This is a genomic window from Vallicoccus soli (assembly GCF_003594885.1).
GTDB classification, from domain to species: Bacteria; Actinomycetota; Actinomycetes; order Motilibacterales; family Motilibacteraceae; genus Vallicoccus; species Vallicoccus soli.
In genome coordinates this window covers 522,076-538,783 of the sequence record NZ_QZEZ01000001.1, presented here as the reverse complement: position 1 = coordinate 538,783, position 16,708 = coordinate 522,076, and the positions used below count along the sequence as shown (strand labels likewise).

Here is a 16,708-nt window from a genome sequence, read left to right as displayed (position 1 = left end):
GCGGGTGGGGCGCGTCACCCGCCCGCAGCACCGCGCGCCGCGGGGTCCGCGGGCGCCGACGACGCGGCGCGCCGGGCGCCCAGCGCGAAGAGCAGGAAGCCGAGGGCGAGGGAGAGCTCCGCGACCTCCTGCAGGCGCGAGACCCCGAGCGACAGGGCGTCGTGGCCGGGGCCGAGGAGGCGCGCGACGACCGGCTCGCCGAGCTCGTAGTAGCCGTACACGGCCACCAGGGCGCCGAAGAACCAGGCCTCGCGGGGGCCCGGGGCGAGCAGGGCCGCCCGGGCGCGCGTCCACGGGTGCCGCCGCACGAGCAGCCGGCCCAGCCCCGCGCCGTAGAGGCCCACGGCCAGGTAGACGGCGTGCAGCTGGTGCCGGCGCAGGAGGTTGTGCAGGTTGGCCTCGTCCTGCTTGTTGCGCTCCACGAGCGCCTGCGGCCCCTCGAAGCCCGCGATCCGCTGGCCCCAGCTCACCTCCTCGCTCGCGATGCCGAGGAAGGCGAGCACCACGACGCCCCAGAGCAGGGCCTCGACGCGCCGGCCGCCGCGCAGCAGCGCGCGGACCACGAGCGCCGCGGCGCCCGCGGCGACCAGGTAGACGAGGACGGTCGCCCACTCCACGGGACCGTCCTCGCGGACCAGGGCGTCGTACGGGCCCTGCGCCACGACGCGCAGCAGCAGCAGGCCCCCCACGAGGACCACGGGGAGCAGGGTGCGCCACCCGGGCGGGCGGGCCGTGCGGGGGCGCTCGTGCGCCGGGGCCGCCGGGCGTGCGGCGGCTGACGTGCGGGGGGCCATGGGGTGAACGGTAGGTGTCCTCGGCGCGCCGCACGGGCGGAACGCCCGATCCGTGGTCCCATCGCGCCCGGCTGGGGGGCCCTCGACCTTGACCACACGTTCGGGGGAAAAAGGCCGTCACCCTACCACCCGAAGCACAGGTCATGACCCCGAACCCCCTGCCGAAGTCCCCCCTGCGCCGCGCCCTGCGGGCCGCCGCCACCGCACTGCTCGCCGGCCCCGTGGTCGTCGCGGGCCTCGGCGCCACCCCTGCCGGCGCCGCGACCACCGGCGTCGACGCCGCCGCCTACGGCGCCCGCGCGAACGACGCCGTCGACGACACCAAGGCGCTCACCGCGGCCCTCGCCGCCGCGGCCACCAAGGGCGGCGCGCTCACGCTCGGCCCCGGCACCTACCGCGTCAACGGCACGCTCGAGGTCCCCGGCGCCGTCACCTCGATCACCATGGCCCCCACCACCGTCCTGCGCCAGCAGGGCGACCCGAAGCGCGGGACCCTCAGCAAGAAGGGGTCGCTCGGGGCGGCGCAGTACGGCATCACCGCCGGCGCCGTGCGCGGCTCCAGCACGGTCAAGCTCAGCACCGCGGCGGGCCTGAAGGTCGGCAGCTGGCTGTTCCTCGGCTCGTCCGACGCCTTCGCCGACCACAAGCCGATGCAGCCGGGCCACCTGCGCCGCGTCGTCGCCGTCAGCGGCACGAGCGTCACCCTCGACACGCCGCTGAACCGCACCATGCGCACCAGCCCCCGGGCGTACGTCGCGAACCTCGCCGCCCCGCTGACCGTCACCGGCGGCGCCATCGAGCACGCGACCCCGACCCGCAACTACTACCCGCTCGTCACGCTCGACCTCGTGCAGTCCCCCGTGCTCGCGGGCGTGGAGCTGCGCAACGGCGGCGCCTCGGGCGTGCGCGTCGGCAGCACCGTCGGCGGCAGCTTCGACGTCAGGATCCACGACCTGCTCGACGACGAGTCGGGCAAGCGCTACGGCAGCGGCCGGCACTACGGCTACGGCATCGAGGCCGTGGGCGCCGCCCGCGACCTGCGGATCACCGGCCAGGTCCACACCGTCCGCCACGCCTTCACCACCAACGCGGCGTACCAGCCGGTCGACTCCCGCATCCGCGGCATGGGCGACCCGGAGTCCTTCAAGGTCTCGCTCGACGTGCGCGGCACCACCTCGACCGGCCTGGACACCCACGAGCCCGGCTGGGCGATCTCCTTCGCGGGCTCCACAGTGACCGACCCGGGCCGCTACCGGGCCGCCGGCTCGACCAACGGCAAGGAGGGCGGCGGCGGCGTCTTCATCCGCTCGCGCGGCACCGTCGTCGACGGCGTGACCATCACGGGCGCGTACGACGAGGGCCTCACCGTGGCCCGTCCCGCCCCCGGCGCGGTCGCCTGGACCCTCGCGGAGGCGCCGGTCGTGCGCAACGTGCGCATCGTCGGCGGCAAGGGCACCCGCGCGGTCGCCCTGCACCAGCCCGCCACCCTCGGCGCCGGCCTCGTCGTCGACTCCGCCCAGCAGGTCGGCGTGCAGGTCAACAGCACGGCCAAGGGCGCGGTGCTCAGCGGCGCGACCATCGGCCTGCGCGGCGTCAAGGGCGCGATCGGCGTGCACGGCGCGAGCTACGCGTCGCTGAACGGCGTCTCCTACGTCGGCGTCGCCCGCCCCACGTTCGGCTGAACCACCGCAGGACCTCCCCGACCCCCGGGGAGCACGGGGAGGGCCGCGGCGCACGCCGCGGCCCTCCCGCTGCGCGGGGCCCGTTCCCCGGGGAGCGCCCGCGGGGCCGGGCTCCTGCCGTACCGTGGTGCGGCCCGCCCACCGCCGAGCGGGGCGTGCCCGCGGCGCCCGCGCCCGTGCGCGCCAGGGCGACGAGCGTCGAGGAGAGCAGTGAGCGGCACGTCGGTGAGCGGCCCCGGGACCCCCGTGGGCGGCGGGGCCCCGCTGAGGCAGCAGGCGGCGAAGGGCGTGGCCTGGACCACGCTCATGGCCGTCGGCTCGCGGGCCATGACCGCCGTGGTCTTCGTGGTGCTCGCCCGGCTGCTCACCCCGGCGGAGATCGGCCTCGTCGCGCTCGCCCTGGTGTTCATCTCGCTGACGAGCATGTTCGTCGACCAGGGGTTCGGCTCGGCGCTCGTGCAGCGGCGCGAGCTCGACGACGAGCACCTGGACACCGCGTTCTGGACCACCCTCGGGTCGGGCGTCCTGCTCGCCGGGGCGCTGTGCGGGCTCGCGTACCCGATCTCCTCGCTCGTCGGCGCCCCCGACCTGGTGCCGGTGCTGCAAGCGCTCTCCGCGACGCTCGTGCTCGGCGCCACCGCCAGCGCGCCGACCTCGGTGCTCCGGCGCGAGCTCGGCTTCCGCTCGCTGGCCTACCGCAAGCTGCTCGGCACCTTCGTCGGCGGCGTCGCCGGCGTCGCGGCGGCGTTCGGCGGGTGGGGCGTCTGGGCCCTCGTCGCGCAGGCCGTCACCCAGCAGCTCGTCGCCACGGTCGCCCTGTGGGCCGTCACGCCGTACCGGCCCGGCCTGCGCTTCTCGCGCGCGGCGTTCCGCGACCTGTTCGGCTACAGCAACAAGGTCATCGGCATCAAGCTGCTGGAGTTCCTCAGCAAGCGCTCGGACGACCTGCTCATCGGCTCGGTGCTCGGGCCGGTCGCGCTCGGGCTCTACTCCGTGGCCTACCGCCTGCTGACGATCATGACCGAGGTCCTCAACCTCACCATCGACGGCGTCGCCTTCCCCACCTTCGCGAGGCTGCAGGGGGACGTGCCGCGGATGCGCCGCGCGTACGAGAGCGCGATCCGCGCGAGCCTGACCGTCGCCGCGCCGGCGTACCTCGCCGTCGCGGTGCTCGCCCCCGACCTCGTCGCGCTGTTCTTCGGCGAGCGGTGGGACGACGCGGTGCCGGTCATGCAGGTGCTCGCCCTCGCCGGGCTCGTGCAGGCGCTGCTCTACTCCAACAACTCGCTGCTCATGGCCATCGGGCGGCCGCAGACCGTCCTGCGGGTGACGGCCGTCATCGCGGCGGTCAACGTCGTCGGGTTCCTCGTGGCCGTCAACTTCGGCATCCTCGCCGTCGCGGTCGCCTACGCCGTGCGCGCGTACCTGCTGGCGCCGCTGTCCATCGCCCCGGCCAAGCGGGCGCTGGGCTTCTCGTGGCGCGAGTTCGTCGTGCCGCTGCTGCCGCTGCTGCTCAGCGGCGGGCTCATGGCCGGCGCCGTCGCGCTGGTGCGCCACGTGCTGCTCGCGGACGCGCCGACCGCCGTCGCGCTGGGCGCGTCGCTCGCCGTCGCGGCGCTGACCTACCCCCTGCTCGTCCGCCTGCTCGCCCCCGCCCGCTTCCGCGAGGTCGTCGGGTACGCGGCGCTCGCGCTGCCGTCGCGGCGCCGCCGCGCCGGCGCGCGCGGCGCGTGAGGGGCCGTACGACCCCCGCGTCACCGACCCGCTGTGCGCCCTCCGGCACGCACCGTGGTCCGTGCGTGTGACTTGCGCCGAAGCGGTGGCACTGCCCCCCGTCGCGCTGCAAGACTCGCTGCCGCCGGGGGGCGCGTGGTCGACGACGTCCCCCGTACGACGCCCCGCGGGCTCCTCCGCGGCGCGGCCGACGACCCCGCAGGAGGACCCCGTGCCGGAAGCCCCCGCGTCGACCCAGGCCCCGCAGGGGGCCCGCGCCGACGGGGACCCCGGCGACGTCGACGTGGTCCTCGTCGCCGGCAACAGCCGCAGCGGCACGACCATGCTCGCCCGGATGCTCGGGCGCCACCCGCGCGTCGTCGACCTCGGCGAGCTGCACTTCGCCGAGGAGATGTGGCTCCCCGCCGACCGCGACCGCGCGCTCGGCGGGGACGAGGCCCTCGCGCTCGCGGACCGCCTGCTGCACAACCGGCGCGAGTGGTACCACCGCCCGCACGTGCCCGGCGCCTTCGCCGAGGTCGCCCGCGAGGCCCTGGCGCCGCTGGCCGAGCGCCCGGGCCCGGTGCGGGGGCACGACGTGCTCGCCGCCGTGCTCGCGCACGAGGCGGCCGCGGAGGGCGGCGACGTCGCCCTGGAGCAGACGCCGCGCAACGTCTTCTACCTCACCGAGCTGCTCGACCTGCTGCCGCGCGCCCGCGCCGTGGTCCTCGTGCGCGACCCGCGCGACGTGCTGCTGTCGCAGAAGAACTGGTGGCGCCGGCGGTTCCGGGGCACGAGCGGCGTGCCGCTGGCGACGACCTTCCGCCAGTGGGCCGACTACCACCCGCTCACCACGAGCCTGCTGTGGCGCGGCGGCGTGCGTGCCGGGCTGCGCGCGGCCGAGCACCCGCGGGTCGCCCTGCTGCGGTTCGAGGACCTCGTGCAGGACCCGCAGGGCGAGCTCGAGCGCCTGCTGCGCCCCTGGGGCCTCGACGTGGCGCCGGGGATGCTCGACGTCCCGCGCATCAGCTCCTCGAACAGCACCGACCGCGGCGGGTCGGGCGTCGACCCCTCGGTGGTCGGGCAGTGGCGCACCGGGCTCGGCCGCGCCGAGACCTGGCTCAGCCAGCGGGTGACGGCCCCCGAGGCCCAGCGGCTGGGCTACGCCCCGGTCCCGCTGCGGCCGCCGGTGCTGCGCCTCGCCGGGCAGGCCCTGGCGCTGCCGGGCAAGACCGCCCTCGCGGTGGCGCTCAACCGCGGGCGCAGCCGGAGCCTGCTCACCTCGGTGCGCCGCAGGCTGCGCGGGTGAGCGCCGTGGACCAGGGCCTCGCGCGCCCCGCGCTGCTCGCGGCGGGCGTCGGCGCCGTCACGGGGGCCCTCGTCGGCCTCGGCGGCCCCGTGGCGCTGCTGCCGGCCGCCGCCGTCGCCCTCCTCGTCGGCCTGCTGCTGCAGCGCTCGCGCCCCGGCCTGCTGCCGGTGCTCGCGCTCGCGGTCGCCGCCACGCCGCCGCTCCTGGCCCTGCCCCTGTCGGTCACGGTCGGCGGCAAGTCCCTCTACCTCAGCGACCTCCTGCTCCCCGCGGCCGCGGTCGTGGCCCTGACGCGGCGCTCGCGCCTGCAGCGCACGGACCTGCTCGTCCTGGCCTACGCCGCGGTCATCGCGTTCGACTCGGCCGTCGGCATCGTGCGGCACCAGCCGTTCCAGGCGTTCACCCAGGACCTGCGCGGGCCGGCGTACATCGTGCTCGGCTACGTCATCGCGAGCCGGCTCTGGCGCCCGGTGCACTCGCGCGCCGCGGTGCGCGCGGCCCTGGTCGTGCTCTGGTACTCCGCCGGGCTCATGCTCGTCACGATCGTCACGGGCACCGAGCTGCTGGCCGGCCGCGTGGCGAACGTGCGGGTGCAGGGCGTCGGCGGGACCGCGGCCGAGCTCGACGCCACGCGCTTCATCGTCAACAGCAAGGTCCTGGCCTTCGTGGTCCTCGTGGCGGCGGCCACCGTGCTGCTGAGCCGGCGGGCGGGCGCGCGCGAGCGCCTGCTCGCCGCGGTGCTGGCCCTGCCCGCGTTCCTCGTGACCTTCCTCGGCTACGCGCGGGCCACGCTCCTGGCGCTGCTGCTCTGCACCGCGGTGCTGCTGGTGCTGCGCCGGCGCGCCGACCTGCACGGCGGCCGGCTCGGCGCCGTGGTGCTGGCCGCCGCCGCGCTCGTCGGCGTCGTGGGCCTCACGGGCACCGCGTCGCTGCTCAGCGACCCCGACGGCAACCTCGTCGCGCGGCAGGTCGCCGGCTTCGAGGAGCGGGTCCTCGGCGGGCTCACCACCGAGCAGGTCGAGACGCCGGGGAACGAGTACCGCCTGCTCGAGAACCGCTACGCGCTCATGACGTGGGGCGAGAACCCGCTCTTCGGGCAGGGCATCGGCGCCAGCTACCACCCGCCGATGATCGCCGACCCGCTGCTGCAGGCGTTCGAGACGGACCCCGAGTTCGGCTCGCGCTTCGTGCACAACGGCTACCTCTGGTACCTCGTCAAGACCGGGCTCGTCGGCCTGCTCGCGTTCCTCGCGATGGTCCTCGTCCCCGTGGCGCGCGTCCTGCGCCGCGCCGCGGGGCCCGAGGGCATGCCGCCGGTGGACGTCGCGCTGGCCGTGAGCCTGCTCGGGCTCATGCTCATCCACGCCTTCGAGCCCGACATGCACCGCGTCGGTGGCGCCGCCCTCGTGGGCGCGCTCATCGGCTACCTCAGCCTGCGGGGCGCCTCCCGCGCCCCCATCGAGCGCGGTCCCTCCGCCCGCTCGCGCGGCACCCGCACCCTCGACAGGAGAGTCGCACCATGAGGATCGCCTTCATCGGCACGCGCGGGGTCCCGGCCCGGTACGGCGGCTTCGAGACCGCCGCCGAGGAGATCGGCGCCCGCCTCGTCGACCGCGGCCACCGCGTCGTCGTCTACTGCCGCGGCGCGGAGGACACCGGCAAGCGCGAGCACCTCGGCATGGACCTCGTCCACCTGCCGGCCCTGCGCAGCCGCACCGCGGAGACGCTGAGCCACACCGCGGCGTCGGTGCTGCACCAGCAGGTCGCGCGCGCCGACGTGGCGGTCGTCTTCAACGCCGCGAACGCCCCGCTGCTGCCCGCGCTGCGCCTGCGGCGCATCCCGACGGCGGTGCACGTCGACGGCCTGGAGTGGCAGCGCACCAAGTGGAGCGCGACCGGGCAGCGCTACTACCGGCTGGCCGAGAAGCTCGCCGTGCGCTGGGGCGACGCCCTCATCGCCGACGCCCGCGGGATCCAGGACTACTACCGCGACGAGCACCGGGCCCGCACCTGGTTCATCCCCTACGGCGCGCCCGACACCAGCGGCGTCGGCGGCGGGCGGCTCGGCGAGCTCGACCTCGCCGCCGACGGCTACCACCTCGTCGTCGCCCGCTTCGAGCCCGAGAACAAGGTCGAGCGCATCGTCGAGGGCTACCGGCGCAGCGCGGCGCGGCTCCCCCTCGTCGTCGTGGGCGGGGCGCCCTACGACTCCGGCTACGGCGACCTCGTGCGCGCCACCGCCGGCGACGACCCGCGCATCCGGCTCGTGGGGCCGGTGTGGGACCAGGAGCTGCTCGACCAGCTCTACGCGGGGGCGCGGACGTACCTGCACGGGCACTCCGTCGGGGGCACCAACCCCTCCCTGCTGCGCGCGGTCGGCGGCGGGGCCCCCACCGTGGCCTTCGACGTGAGCTTCAACCGCGAGGTCCTGCTCGGCAACGGCGTGTTCTTCCGCGACCCGCAGGACGTGGCGCGGGCCGTCGAGGACGCCGAGGCCGACCCGGCCGCCGCGCACGAGCGCGGGCGCCTCGCGCACGCCGACGTGCTGCACCGCTACCACTGGGACGGCGTCGCCGCGGACTACGAGCGCCTGTGCCTCGCGCTCGCCGAGGGCACGGCGGCGACGCCGCCGGCCGACCTCGACGTGCGGCCCGCCGGCGTCGTCGACCTCGCGGCGGTGCGCGCGCAGGTGCCCGGGCCCGCGGCGGAGAGGACCACCGTCCGGTGAGGGTCGTCGTCCTCTCGCTCACCGACCCGTACCGCGCCGCCCACGGCGGCACCCTGCGCACCCGGGCCCTCGTCGCCGCGCTCGCGCGGCTCGGCCACGAGGTCGTCGTCGTGTTCCCGCAGGACCCCGCCGCGGCCGCCCACGACCCCGGCACCTCGGGTGGCGCCCAGCCGCCGGCCGGGGCGCGGGTGCTGCCCGTGGCGTCCACCACCGTCGGCACCCGGGACTGGCCCGCGTGGGTCCGCCGGGCCAAGCGCACCCTCGTGCCCCTGCCGACGGCGGTGGGCGGGATGAGCGCCGGCGTCGCCGGCGCCCTCGCCTCCCTCGCCCCCGTCGACCTGCTCGTGGTGAGCGTCCTGCCCTTCTCGCGGTACGTCCGCGCGATGCCCGGCACCGCCCTCTGGGTCGACCACTCCGACCTCTACAGCGACGTGGTGGCCCGCGAGGCCGGGCGCCGGAGGGGCCTGGCCCGGCGCACCGCCGCGCTGCAGCTGCGCGGCGTCGTCCGCGCCGAGGACCGGCTCGCGGCCGAGGCCGCGGTCACCACCGCGGCGGGCCTCGTCGACGCCGAGGCCCTGCGTCGGCGCGCCGGCCACGAGGTGGCGTGGCTGCCCACACCGGTCGCCACGGCGCAGGTCCCGCGCGACCCCTCGGCCCGCCCGGCCGCGGGGTTCTTCGCCAACTTCGAGTACTGGCCCAACGTGGACGCGCTCGAGCTCCTGCGCGAGCGCTGGGCGCCCCGCCTGGCGGCCCTGGGCTGGGACGTCGTGGTGGCCGGCCTCGCGAGCGACCGGATGGACGCGGGGCCGCACGCCCGGGTCCTGGGCCCCGTGCCGTCCCCGGCCGACTTCTACCGGCACGTCGACGTGACGCTCGCCCCGGTGCGGGTGGGCGGCGGGATGAAGGTCAAGGTGGTCGAGTCCCTCGCCCACGGCCGCCCGGTCCTGGCCACGCCCTTCGCGGTCGCCGGCTTCCCCGCCGACCTGGCCGGCGCCGTGCAGGTCGTCGACGCGCAGGAGCCGGACCTCGCGGTGCTGGCGGACGGCGCCCCGGCGCTGCCCGCCGACCTCGCCGAGGCGCTGCGCCCGTTCACGGCCGAGGGCTTCGACGCGCAGGTGGCGGGCCTCGTCGAGCGCCGGGTGGTCGCGCCGCCGCGCGCGCGGGCCGGCGCGTGAGCGGGCCGCTGCCCGGCTTCCTCGTCATCGGGGCGATGAAGGCCGGGACGACGAGCCTGCACCACTACCTCGCCGCGCACCCCGGGCTGCACCTGCCGACGACGAAGGAGCTCAACTTCTTCCGCGACGACCGGCACTTCGGCCGGGGCGTCGACTGGTACCGGCGGCAGTTCGCGGGCGCGGCACCGGGTCAGGTCGCCGGCGAGGTCTCGCCGGACTACGCCAAGCACCCGCACTGGCACGGCGTCCCCGAGCGGGCGGCAGCGGTCGTGCCGGGGGCGCGGCTGGTCTACCTGGTGCGCGACCCGGTGGCGCGGATGCGCTCGATGTACGTCCACCAGGTCGCCGCCGGCGTCGAGCGGCGCCCGGCCGACGTGGCGCTGCTCGAGGAGCCGCACTACCTCGAGACGAGCAGCTACGCCCTGCAGGCCGAGCGCTGGCTCGAGCGCTTCGCGCCGGAGCAGCTGCTCGTCTGCACGAGCGAGGAGCTGCGCGAGGACCGCGACGCCGTCCTCGCCCGGGTGCACCGGTTCGTCGGCGTCGAGCCGCTGCCGGCAGCCGCCCCCGAGGGGACGCAGTGGTACCGCAGCGAGGACCGGCGCCAGCGCCGCGGCCTGCTCAAGGTCGCCGCCTCGTTCCCCGCGCTGCACGGCGCCTTCGCCAGGGTGCCGGCCCCGCTGCGCGAGGCCGTGCGCCGCGCAGGCTCGCGCGAGCTCCCGGCCGGCACCGGCGCGCTCTCCCCGGCCACCGAGCGGGCGCTGCGCGATCGCCTCGCCCCCGACCTCGAGCGGTTCCGGGCGCTGGCCCCCGACGCGGTGCGGCGCTGGGAGCGCGCGGCCCGCGACCGCGAGGAGCGCCCGGCGGGCTGACCCCGGCCCCCGTGCACCGAGGGCCCCCACCCCGCCCGGGTGGGGGCCCTCGGCATCGGGCTCAGGTGGCGCTGATGACCTCGCGCGCCACGTTGTCGTAGTCGAGCAGGACGCGGTTGTCGGACGCGTCCGGGAGCTCCAGGACGCCGACCGAGCAGTTCGCGACCGTCCCGGTGAGGCTGCACGACGTGCCAGCAAGCGCTATCCCACGGGAGCCGTCGGCCTGGCCGCCGTCGATGCGGGTGCCCTCGACGTCCACCGTGGTCCCGGGCTCGATGTGGATGCCGAAGCGGTCGCCGAAGCCGGAGACGCTGCCGCCCTCGATGCGGGCGCCCGCCTTGCAGTGCACGCCCCGGCCGTCGCGGACCCCCGACACCTCGACGTCGCGGATCACCGTCGTGCCGCCGGCGCTCGGCTGCACGAAGATCCCCCACTCGTTGGAGTCGCGGACGGTCCCGCCCTGGATCGTCACGTTGCGGGCGCGGACGTTCATGCCGCCCCACTTCATCGTCCCGCAGCCCTCGATGTCGGGGACGATGGTGATGCCGTCCCCCGGCTCGTGGGTGTCGATCCCGGTCGAGGACGTCTCGCGCACCCGCGGGGCCACGTAGATGTCCTCGGGCTCGCCGGTCTGCGCGATCGACTCGACGAGGGCGTCGTACCCGTGGTCGGTGGTGAAGGCGTGGCGCACCCGCTCGATGCGGCCGAGGACGCGCAGGTCCCGTGTCGTGGAGGTGCAGCTGACGCCGTACCCGTAGTGGTTGCGGCCCTGGTCGTCGACGCAGTCGTGGATGTACGCGTCGATGGTGCCGCCGACCGTGCCGAAGGTGCGCAGGGCCGCGCTGCCGCAGAAGCGCAGCTCGACCCCGGCGACCTCGGGCGACTCCACGAAGTCCAGGCGCACGAGGTTGGAGAACGTGCCCTGCGGGTCCGCGTTCTCCAGGGCGCCGGCGCCGGTCAGCGCGAGCGACGGCGCGAGCGCGACGACGTGCGCGCGCGGGGCCGTCGACAGGCTGCTGATGAGCGGCTTGTCGACGCGCAGCAGGTCGCCCTCGACGGCCTCGACGCGGCGCAGCATGCCGCGCTTGCTCTTGCCCTCCTTGAGCCAGTCGTCGCTGCACAGGTAGACCCAGGCCCCGGCGCGGATGCCCGACACGTCGGCGAGGCGGACCGCGTCGGCGCCCTGCACCGCCGTGACCACCTGCCGGGGCTGCTGCTCGATGCGCCCGTTGCGGCGCAGGAGCACCTCGTCCCCGGCCATCGTGAGCACGGTCCCCTCCGGGACCTCGATCTCGCGCACGTGCGGCGGCACCACGAGCCCCGAGCGCAGGACGTGGCTGCCCTCGGGGAGCACCACGCGGGCGTCGCCGGCGTCCAGCAGGCCCTGCAGCTCGGGCGAGGCGTCGTCCGCACCGGTGACGGGCGACGGCGTCTGCGACGGCGCGGGGGTGCGGGGCGCCGGCCCGGCCGCGGCACCACCGGGGCCGTCGTCGCCGAGGGAGCGCCACAGCACCGCCCCGCCCACCCCGGCCAGGCCGAGCCCGCCGGCGGCCACGAGCAGCGAGCGCCGGGACGGGCCGGGGCCGCCGCCGCGGGGTGCGCGGGCACCGCCGCCGGCGCCGCCCGCAGCGCGCGCGGACCCCGGGGACCCCGAGGACCCGGGAGATCCCGGGGACCCCGGGCCGGGGCGGCCGGGCACCGAGTCGTCGTACCCCCCCATCAGCGCGTCCCGCAGGGGGTCGCGGGGCGCGGGGCGGGGCCCGCTCCGGGGCGGTTCGAGGCAGCGGCTGGCATGTCCGTCCGTCCTGGCTGGTGCGTGCCGGGCCCGGGCTGGTCCCGTGCCGGTGCGCGCTGGTGCCGTGCTGGGGCGCGCGTCGGACCCCCGGCGGGGCCCGCGCCCCCCGGGGGCGCCCGCGGGGCTGCCGCCACGGTACCCGCGCCGGGCCCCCGGTGCCGGGAGTCCGCGCAACCAGCCCTCGGCCGGGGGCGCCGCTGCTACCGTCGTCGGGACGGCAGGGGGCGCCGCAGTGGCGACGGCGGCCGGCCGTGGGCCCCGCTGCGCCGGACGCGAGGGGGAGCACCGCACGATGGGCAACGGTCTGGCCGGCGACTGGCGGGGCATGGTGGTCCTCGTCGCGGGCGTCACCTGGGAGGGCAACCGGCTGGGGGCCCAGCACATCGCCGAGCGGCTCACGCGCTACGCGCCGGTGCTCTACGTCGACCCGCCGCGGACACCGCTATCCACGCTCCGCAAGCCCTGGATGGCGCAGAGCCACCAGGAGCCCCGCCTGCGCCTGCTGCAGGACCGCCTCGCCCGCCTGACCGTCGTCGTGCCCCCGGCCAAGACGCGCCCCGGCATGCGCACCGTCGCGACGGCGTCCTTCCGCCACCAGGTGCGCCGCGCCGTGCGCGCGCTCGGCGGCGACGTGGCCGCCGTCGTGCAGGTGCCACCGCACTTCCCGGTCCTGGGCACCCTCGGTGAGCGGGTGTCGGTGCACCTGGCCTCCGACGACTTCGTGGCGGGGGCGCAGCTCAACGACGTCGCCGTGCGGTGGGTCCGGGGCCGCGAGCGCGAGGTGTCGCGCCGCGCGGACCGCGTCGTCGCCGTGTCGCCGGTCCTCGAGGAGAAGTGGCGCGCGCTCGGGCACGACCCGGTGCTCATGACCAACGGCTGCGACTACGACCTCTTCGCGGGCACCGACACCGCGGTCCCCGCCCCCGAGGTCACCCTGCGGCGACCGGTGGCCGGCTTCATCGGCACGCTCAACGAGCGCACCGACGCCGACCTGCTCGAGGCCGTGGCCGAGGCCGGCCACTCGGTGCTGCTCGTCGGGCCCCGCTCGGAGGCCGCGCCGCACGCGGCGCTGGACCGGATCTTCGCCCGGCCCAACGTGCAGTGGGTGGGGCCCAAGCGCCACCACGAGGTGCCGTCCTACCTGCGCCACGTCGACGTCGGGCTCGTCCCCTACACCGACAGCCCGTTCAACCGGGCGAGCTTCCCGCTCAAGGTCCTCGACTACCTCTCCGCCGGGCTGCCCGTCGTCGCGAACGACCTGCCCTCGGTGCGCTGGCTCGGCACCGACCTCACCGAGCTCACGACGGGCCGCCAGGCGTTCGCCGACGCGGTCGCCCGCGCGCTCGCGACGCCGCGCGACGAGGCGCTCGTGGCCCGCCGCCGCGCCTTCGCCGCGCAGCACTCCTGGGACCGGCGCGTCGAGCAGCTCGCGGGCGTCCTCGGGCTCACCGCGCCGGGCACTGCCGGCGGCCAGGACGCGGCCGAGGGTCCGGGCGCCCCCGCCGGGGCGTCCGGGCGCGGCGCGTGAGCGCGGCGCCCGGCACCCCGCCCGGCGGGCAGGACGCGCCGCGCGCCCGCGTCGAGGGGCTGCGCCGCGTGCTCGTGGCGCACCCGTTCCCCGACCTCTACGGCGCCGACCTCATGCTGCTGCGCAGCCTGCGCGGGCTCGTCGAGGCCGGCGTGGAGGTGCTCCTCGTGGTGCCCGAGCCCGGGCCGCTCCTCGAGCGCGTGGCGGCGCAGGGGGTCGAGCACCGCGTGCTGCCCTTCCCGGTGCTGCGCAAGGCCCTGCTGTCCCCGCGCGGGCTCGCCGGGCTGGTGCTCGGCGCCCCCGCCGAGCACCGCCGGCTGCGGGCCGTGCTGCGCGAGCAGCGCCCGGACGTGGTGTACGTCAACACGCTCACGCTCCCCCACTGGCTGGCCGCGGCGCGGGCGCAGGGCGTCCCCGCGGTCTGCCACGTGCGCGAGCTGGAGTCCGCCTCGCCGCGCGCCGTGACGCGCACCCTCACCGCGCCGCTGCTCGCCGCGGGCACGGTGGTGGCGAACTCCCGGGCCACCGCGGCCTTCCTCGCCGCCCAGCACCGCCGGCTCGCCGCCCGCACCCGCGTGGTGCTCAACGGCTTCGACTTCCCCCCGGCGCCCGAGGGGCCGCGCCGCGCGGCGCCTGGAGCCCGCCGGCGGGTCGTCGTCGTGGGCCGGCTGAGCCCCCGCAAGGGCCAGGACGTCGCCGTGCGCGCCCTCGCGGCGCTCGTCGGCGAGGGGCACGACGTCGAGCTCGAGCTGGTGGGCAGCGTGTTCCGCGGCTACGAGTGGTACGAGGACTCCCTGCGCGCCCTCGCGGCCGAGCTCGGGGTCGCCGACCGCCTGCTGCTGCCCGGCTTCCGGGAGGACGTGTGGCCGCACCTGCTCGACGCGGACGTCGTCGCGGTGCCCTCGCGCCTCGAGCCCTTCGGCAGCGTGGCCGTGGAGGCCATGGCCGCGTGCCGGCCGGTCGTGGTGAGCGGCGTGGGCGGCCTGCCGGAGATCGCCGAGGACGGCGCCGGCGTCGTCGTACCGCCGGAGGACCCCGCGGCCCTCGCGGCGGCGCTCGGCGGCCTGCTCGCGGACCGCGCGGGCGCCGACGAGCTGGCCCGCCGCGGCTGCCGCAGCGCCCGCGCGCGCTTCACCCTGGACCGCTACCGCGCCGAGCTGCTCGACGTCCTCGCCGCCGCCGCGCGCACGCGCGGCGCGTAGCGCCGGCGCACCCCGCCGGCACCCGCACCGGGCACCGCCACCGCGTAGGACCACCACCACCGCGACCGGCACCGCCGGCGCGGGCAGGACGGACGAGGGCCCGGGGAGCGTCGCTCCCCGGGCCCTCGTCGTGCTGGTGCGCCCGGTCAGTCCCGGGCGGCGGGCACCGCGGGCGCGGCGGGCGCCGCACCGCGGGCGGGGGCCGCGCCCCGGCTGAGGACGGCCGCCGGGCGACCGGCGTCGCGGCGCCCGCGCAGCACGAGGCCGAGGACCCCGCCGTCGATGGCCGACACCCGGTCGAGGGCGGCGCGCACGTCGGTGCTCGTGGTGTCGCCGAGCTGCACGGTGAGCAGCGCGCTGTCGACGTAGGGCAGCAGCACCATCGAGTCCGCGACGGGCAGCAGCGGGGCGCCGACGACGACGAGGAGGTCCACGTCGGCGGCGACGTCCTGCAGGGCGCGGGCCGCGGGCTCGCTGGTCAGGGCCTGGGTCGGCTCGACGCCGCCCCGGCCGGCGGGGAGCACCACGAGCGAGCCGGTCCCCTGCACCCGTACGGGCAGCAGCGCCTGGGCGACCGTCGCGGTGCCGCTGATGACCTCGCAGAGCCCGACGGGGCCGTCCTCGCGCACGCCCTTGCCGCCGGCGCGCAGGTCGGCCTCGACGAGGGCGACGCGCTGGCCGAGCGAGGCGAGGCCGACGGCGAGCCCGGCCGCGACGCCGGCCTTGCCGTCCTCCCCCGCGGCGCTCGTCACGAGCAGGCGGGAGAGGTCGCGCCGGCGCGCGGCCACGAGGACCTGCGAGGCGAGGGCGACGTAGTCCTCGCCGGCCTTCACCGGGCCGGCCGAGGCGGTGCTGAGGTCGACCGCGTCCACGCGCGCCGGGGAGCCCGCGACGGTGCCGACGACGGGGGCGCCGAGGTCCGCGCGGGCGACGCCGTCGCGGTCGTGCAGCCGCCGGTCGCGCGCCGCCAGGAGCAGCGCCAGCGCGATGCCGAGCGCCAGGCCGAGCAGCGCGGCGAGCAGGACGGTCTGCCCGAGGTTCGGCGAGGCGGCCTTCGTCGGCGGGGTCGCGGTCGAGATCACCGCGGCGCCGCCCTCGCGCAGCTGCGCGGCGACCTCGTACTGCTGCTGCGTCGCGCGCAGGTCGGCGAGCCGGCCGGCGACGTCGTTGTAGCGCGCCTGCAGCGCCGTGAACGTGGCCGTGGTCGGCGACGCCACCTCGGCCGGGTCGAGCGCGATGCCGGACGCCGCCGCCCGGTCGCGCGCCACGGTGATCTCGGCGAGCTGCAGGTTGATGCGGGTCGACTCCGCGTCCACCTCGCGCTGCGCGACCGCGAGCTCGCCCTCCAGCTCGGCCACCTGCTCCTGCAGGGCGTCGGCCCGGCGCTGCGCCTCGGTCCCGGCCGCGAGGTCGCGCCGGTCCTTGTACGCCAGCACGTACGCGTTGGCGGCGTCGGCCGCGCCCTGGGCGGTGGTGGCGTCGACGGTGACCGTGGCGACCTGGCTCTCCGGCACCCCCTCGACGAGCACGTCGAGCACCTCGACGCCGTCACCGAGGCGCTCCTCGACGTCGGCGCGCATCTGCGTCGACTCGAGCACGCTCACCTGCGTGGCCAGCAGCGTGGCGGTGTCGCCGTTCTGCTGCGGCCCGAAGATGCTCTGCAGGTTGCCCGAGGAGACCCGCACGTCGGCGCTGGCCCGGTAGGTCTTGCCCTGCACCAGGGTCAGCGCGACCGCGACGAGGACCGTCGCGACGAGCGCGCCGGCCACGACGGCGCGGCGCCGCCACAGCTCGCGCAGGGAGAAGGTCGTGGCGGGCGCCGGCTCCTGGTCGGAGTCGGTGCGGCTGTCGTACGCAGTCACGGGCGTCCCTCGCGTGGTGGTCCGATCGTCGCGCTGGGGGGTGGGCGGTGC

General features: G+C 77.4%; 12 protein-coding genes. 9 read left to right on the top strand and 3 right to left on the bottom strand.

The annotated features are described in order from the left end of the window. Window positions 1-14: 14 nt before the first annotated feature. A complete protein-coding gene (locus D5H78_RS02620; protein WP_119948808.1) occupies window positions 15-794 on the bottom strand; it encodes a hypothetical protein in 780 nt (259 codons plus the stop codon). 143 nt (window positions 795-937) lie between these two features. Between D5H78_RS02620 and D5H78_RS19165 the strand changes: the two genes are divergently transcribed. The 7 genes from D5H78_RS19165 (at window position 938) to D5H78_RS02585 (ending at window position 10,270) form a co-directional block, all read left to right on the top strand. Then, the gene (locus tag D5H78_RS19165; protein WP_165865566.1) at window positions 938-2,476 is read left to right on the top strand and encodes a hypothetical protein; all 1,539 of its coding nucleotides are present in this window, start codon (window positions 938-940) and stop codon (window positions 2,474-2,476) included. A gap of 210 nt (window positions 2,477-2,686) precedes the next feature. Next, on the top strand, window positions 2,687-4,210 hold the full coding sequence (locus D5H78_RS02610; RefSeq protein ID WP_119948807.1) for a lipopolysaccharide biosynthesis protein: 1,524 nt from the start codon (window positions 2,687-2,689) through the stop codon (window positions 4,208-4,210). 211 nt (window positions 4,211-4,421) lie between these two features. Next, entirely contained in the window at window positions 4,422-5,498 is a 1,077-nt protein-coding gene (locus D5H78_RS02605) for a sulfotransferase family protein (protein ID WP_119948806.1), read from the top strand. Beyond that, window positions 5,495-7,021: an O-antigen ligase family protein gene (locus D5H78_RS02600; protein ID WP_119948805.1), complete on the top strand. Its 1,527-nt coding sequence runs from the start codon at window positions 5,495-5,497 to the stop codon at window positions 7,019-7,021. Before D5H78_RS02605 ends, D5H78_RS02600 begins: the two co-directional genes overlap by 4 nt. Beyond that, a complete protein-coding gene (locus D5H78_RS02595; protein WP_119948804.1) occupies window positions 7,018-8,226 on the top strand; it encodes a DUF1972 domain-containing protein in 1,209 nt (402 codons plus the stop codon). The genes D5H78_RS02600 and D5H78_RS02595 overlap by 4 nt, the downstream gene beginning before the upstream one ends. After that, window positions 8,223-9,401, top strand: coding sequence for a glycosyltransferase (locus D5H78_RS02590; RefSeq protein ID WP_119948803.1), 1,179 nt, complete (start codon window positions 8,223-8,225; stop codon window positions 9,399-9,401). Before D5H78_RS02595 ends, D5H78_RS02590 begins: the two co-directional genes overlap by 4 nt. After that, the gene (locus D5H78_RS02585) at window positions 9,398-10,270 is read left to right on the top strand and encodes a sulfotransferase domain-containing protein (protein WP_119948802.1); all 873 of its coding nucleotides are present in this window, start codon (window positions 9,398-9,400) and stop codon (window positions 10,268-10,270) included. The genes D5H78_RS02590 and D5H78_RS02585 overlap by 4 nt, the downstream gene beginning before the upstream one ends. Window positions 10,271-10,331: 61 nt before the next feature. Here D5H78_RS02585 and D5H78_RS02580 read toward each other — a convergent pair whose 3' ends face one another. Continuing rightward, window positions 10,332-11,825, bottom strand: a complete 1,494-nt coding sequence (locus D5H78_RS02580) for a right-handed parallel beta-helix repeat-containing protein (RefSeq protein ID WP_133411986.1) — start codon at window positions 11,823-11,825, stop codon at window positions 10,332-10,334. Window positions 11,826-12,357: 532 nt separating this feature from the next. On the opposite strand from D5H78_RS02580, the gene D5H78_RS02575 reads away from it, so the two are divergent. Together D5H78_RS02575 and D5H78_RS02570 are read left to right on the top strand one after the other, a co-directional pair. Continuing rightward, window positions 12,358-13,593: a glycosyltransferase gene (locus D5H78_RS02575; protein WP_119948800.1), complete on the top strand. Its 1,236-nt coding sequence runs from the start codon at window positions 12,358-12,360 to the stop codon at window positions 13,591-13,593. Further along, on the top strand, window positions 13,590-14,795 hold the full coding sequence (locus D5H78_RS02570; RefSeq protein ID WP_218566148.1) for a glycosyltransferase family 4 protein: 1,206 nt from the start codon (window positions 13,590-13,592) through the stop codon (window positions 14,793-14,795). Before D5H78_RS02575 ends, D5H78_RS02570 begins: the two co-directional genes overlap by 4 nt. Before the next feature lie 146 nt (window positions 14,796-14,941). On the opposite strand, the gene D5H78_RS02565 is transcribed toward D5H78_RS02570, so the two are convergent. Further along, window positions 14,942-16,657 (bottom strand): tyrosine-protein kinase domain-containing protein, encoded by a 1,716-nt coding sequence (locus D5H78_RS02565; RefSeq protein WP_119948799.1) that lies wholly within the window; start codon window positions 16,655-16,657, stop codon window positions 14,942-14,944. Window positions 16,658-16,708: the final 51 nt, after the last annotated feature.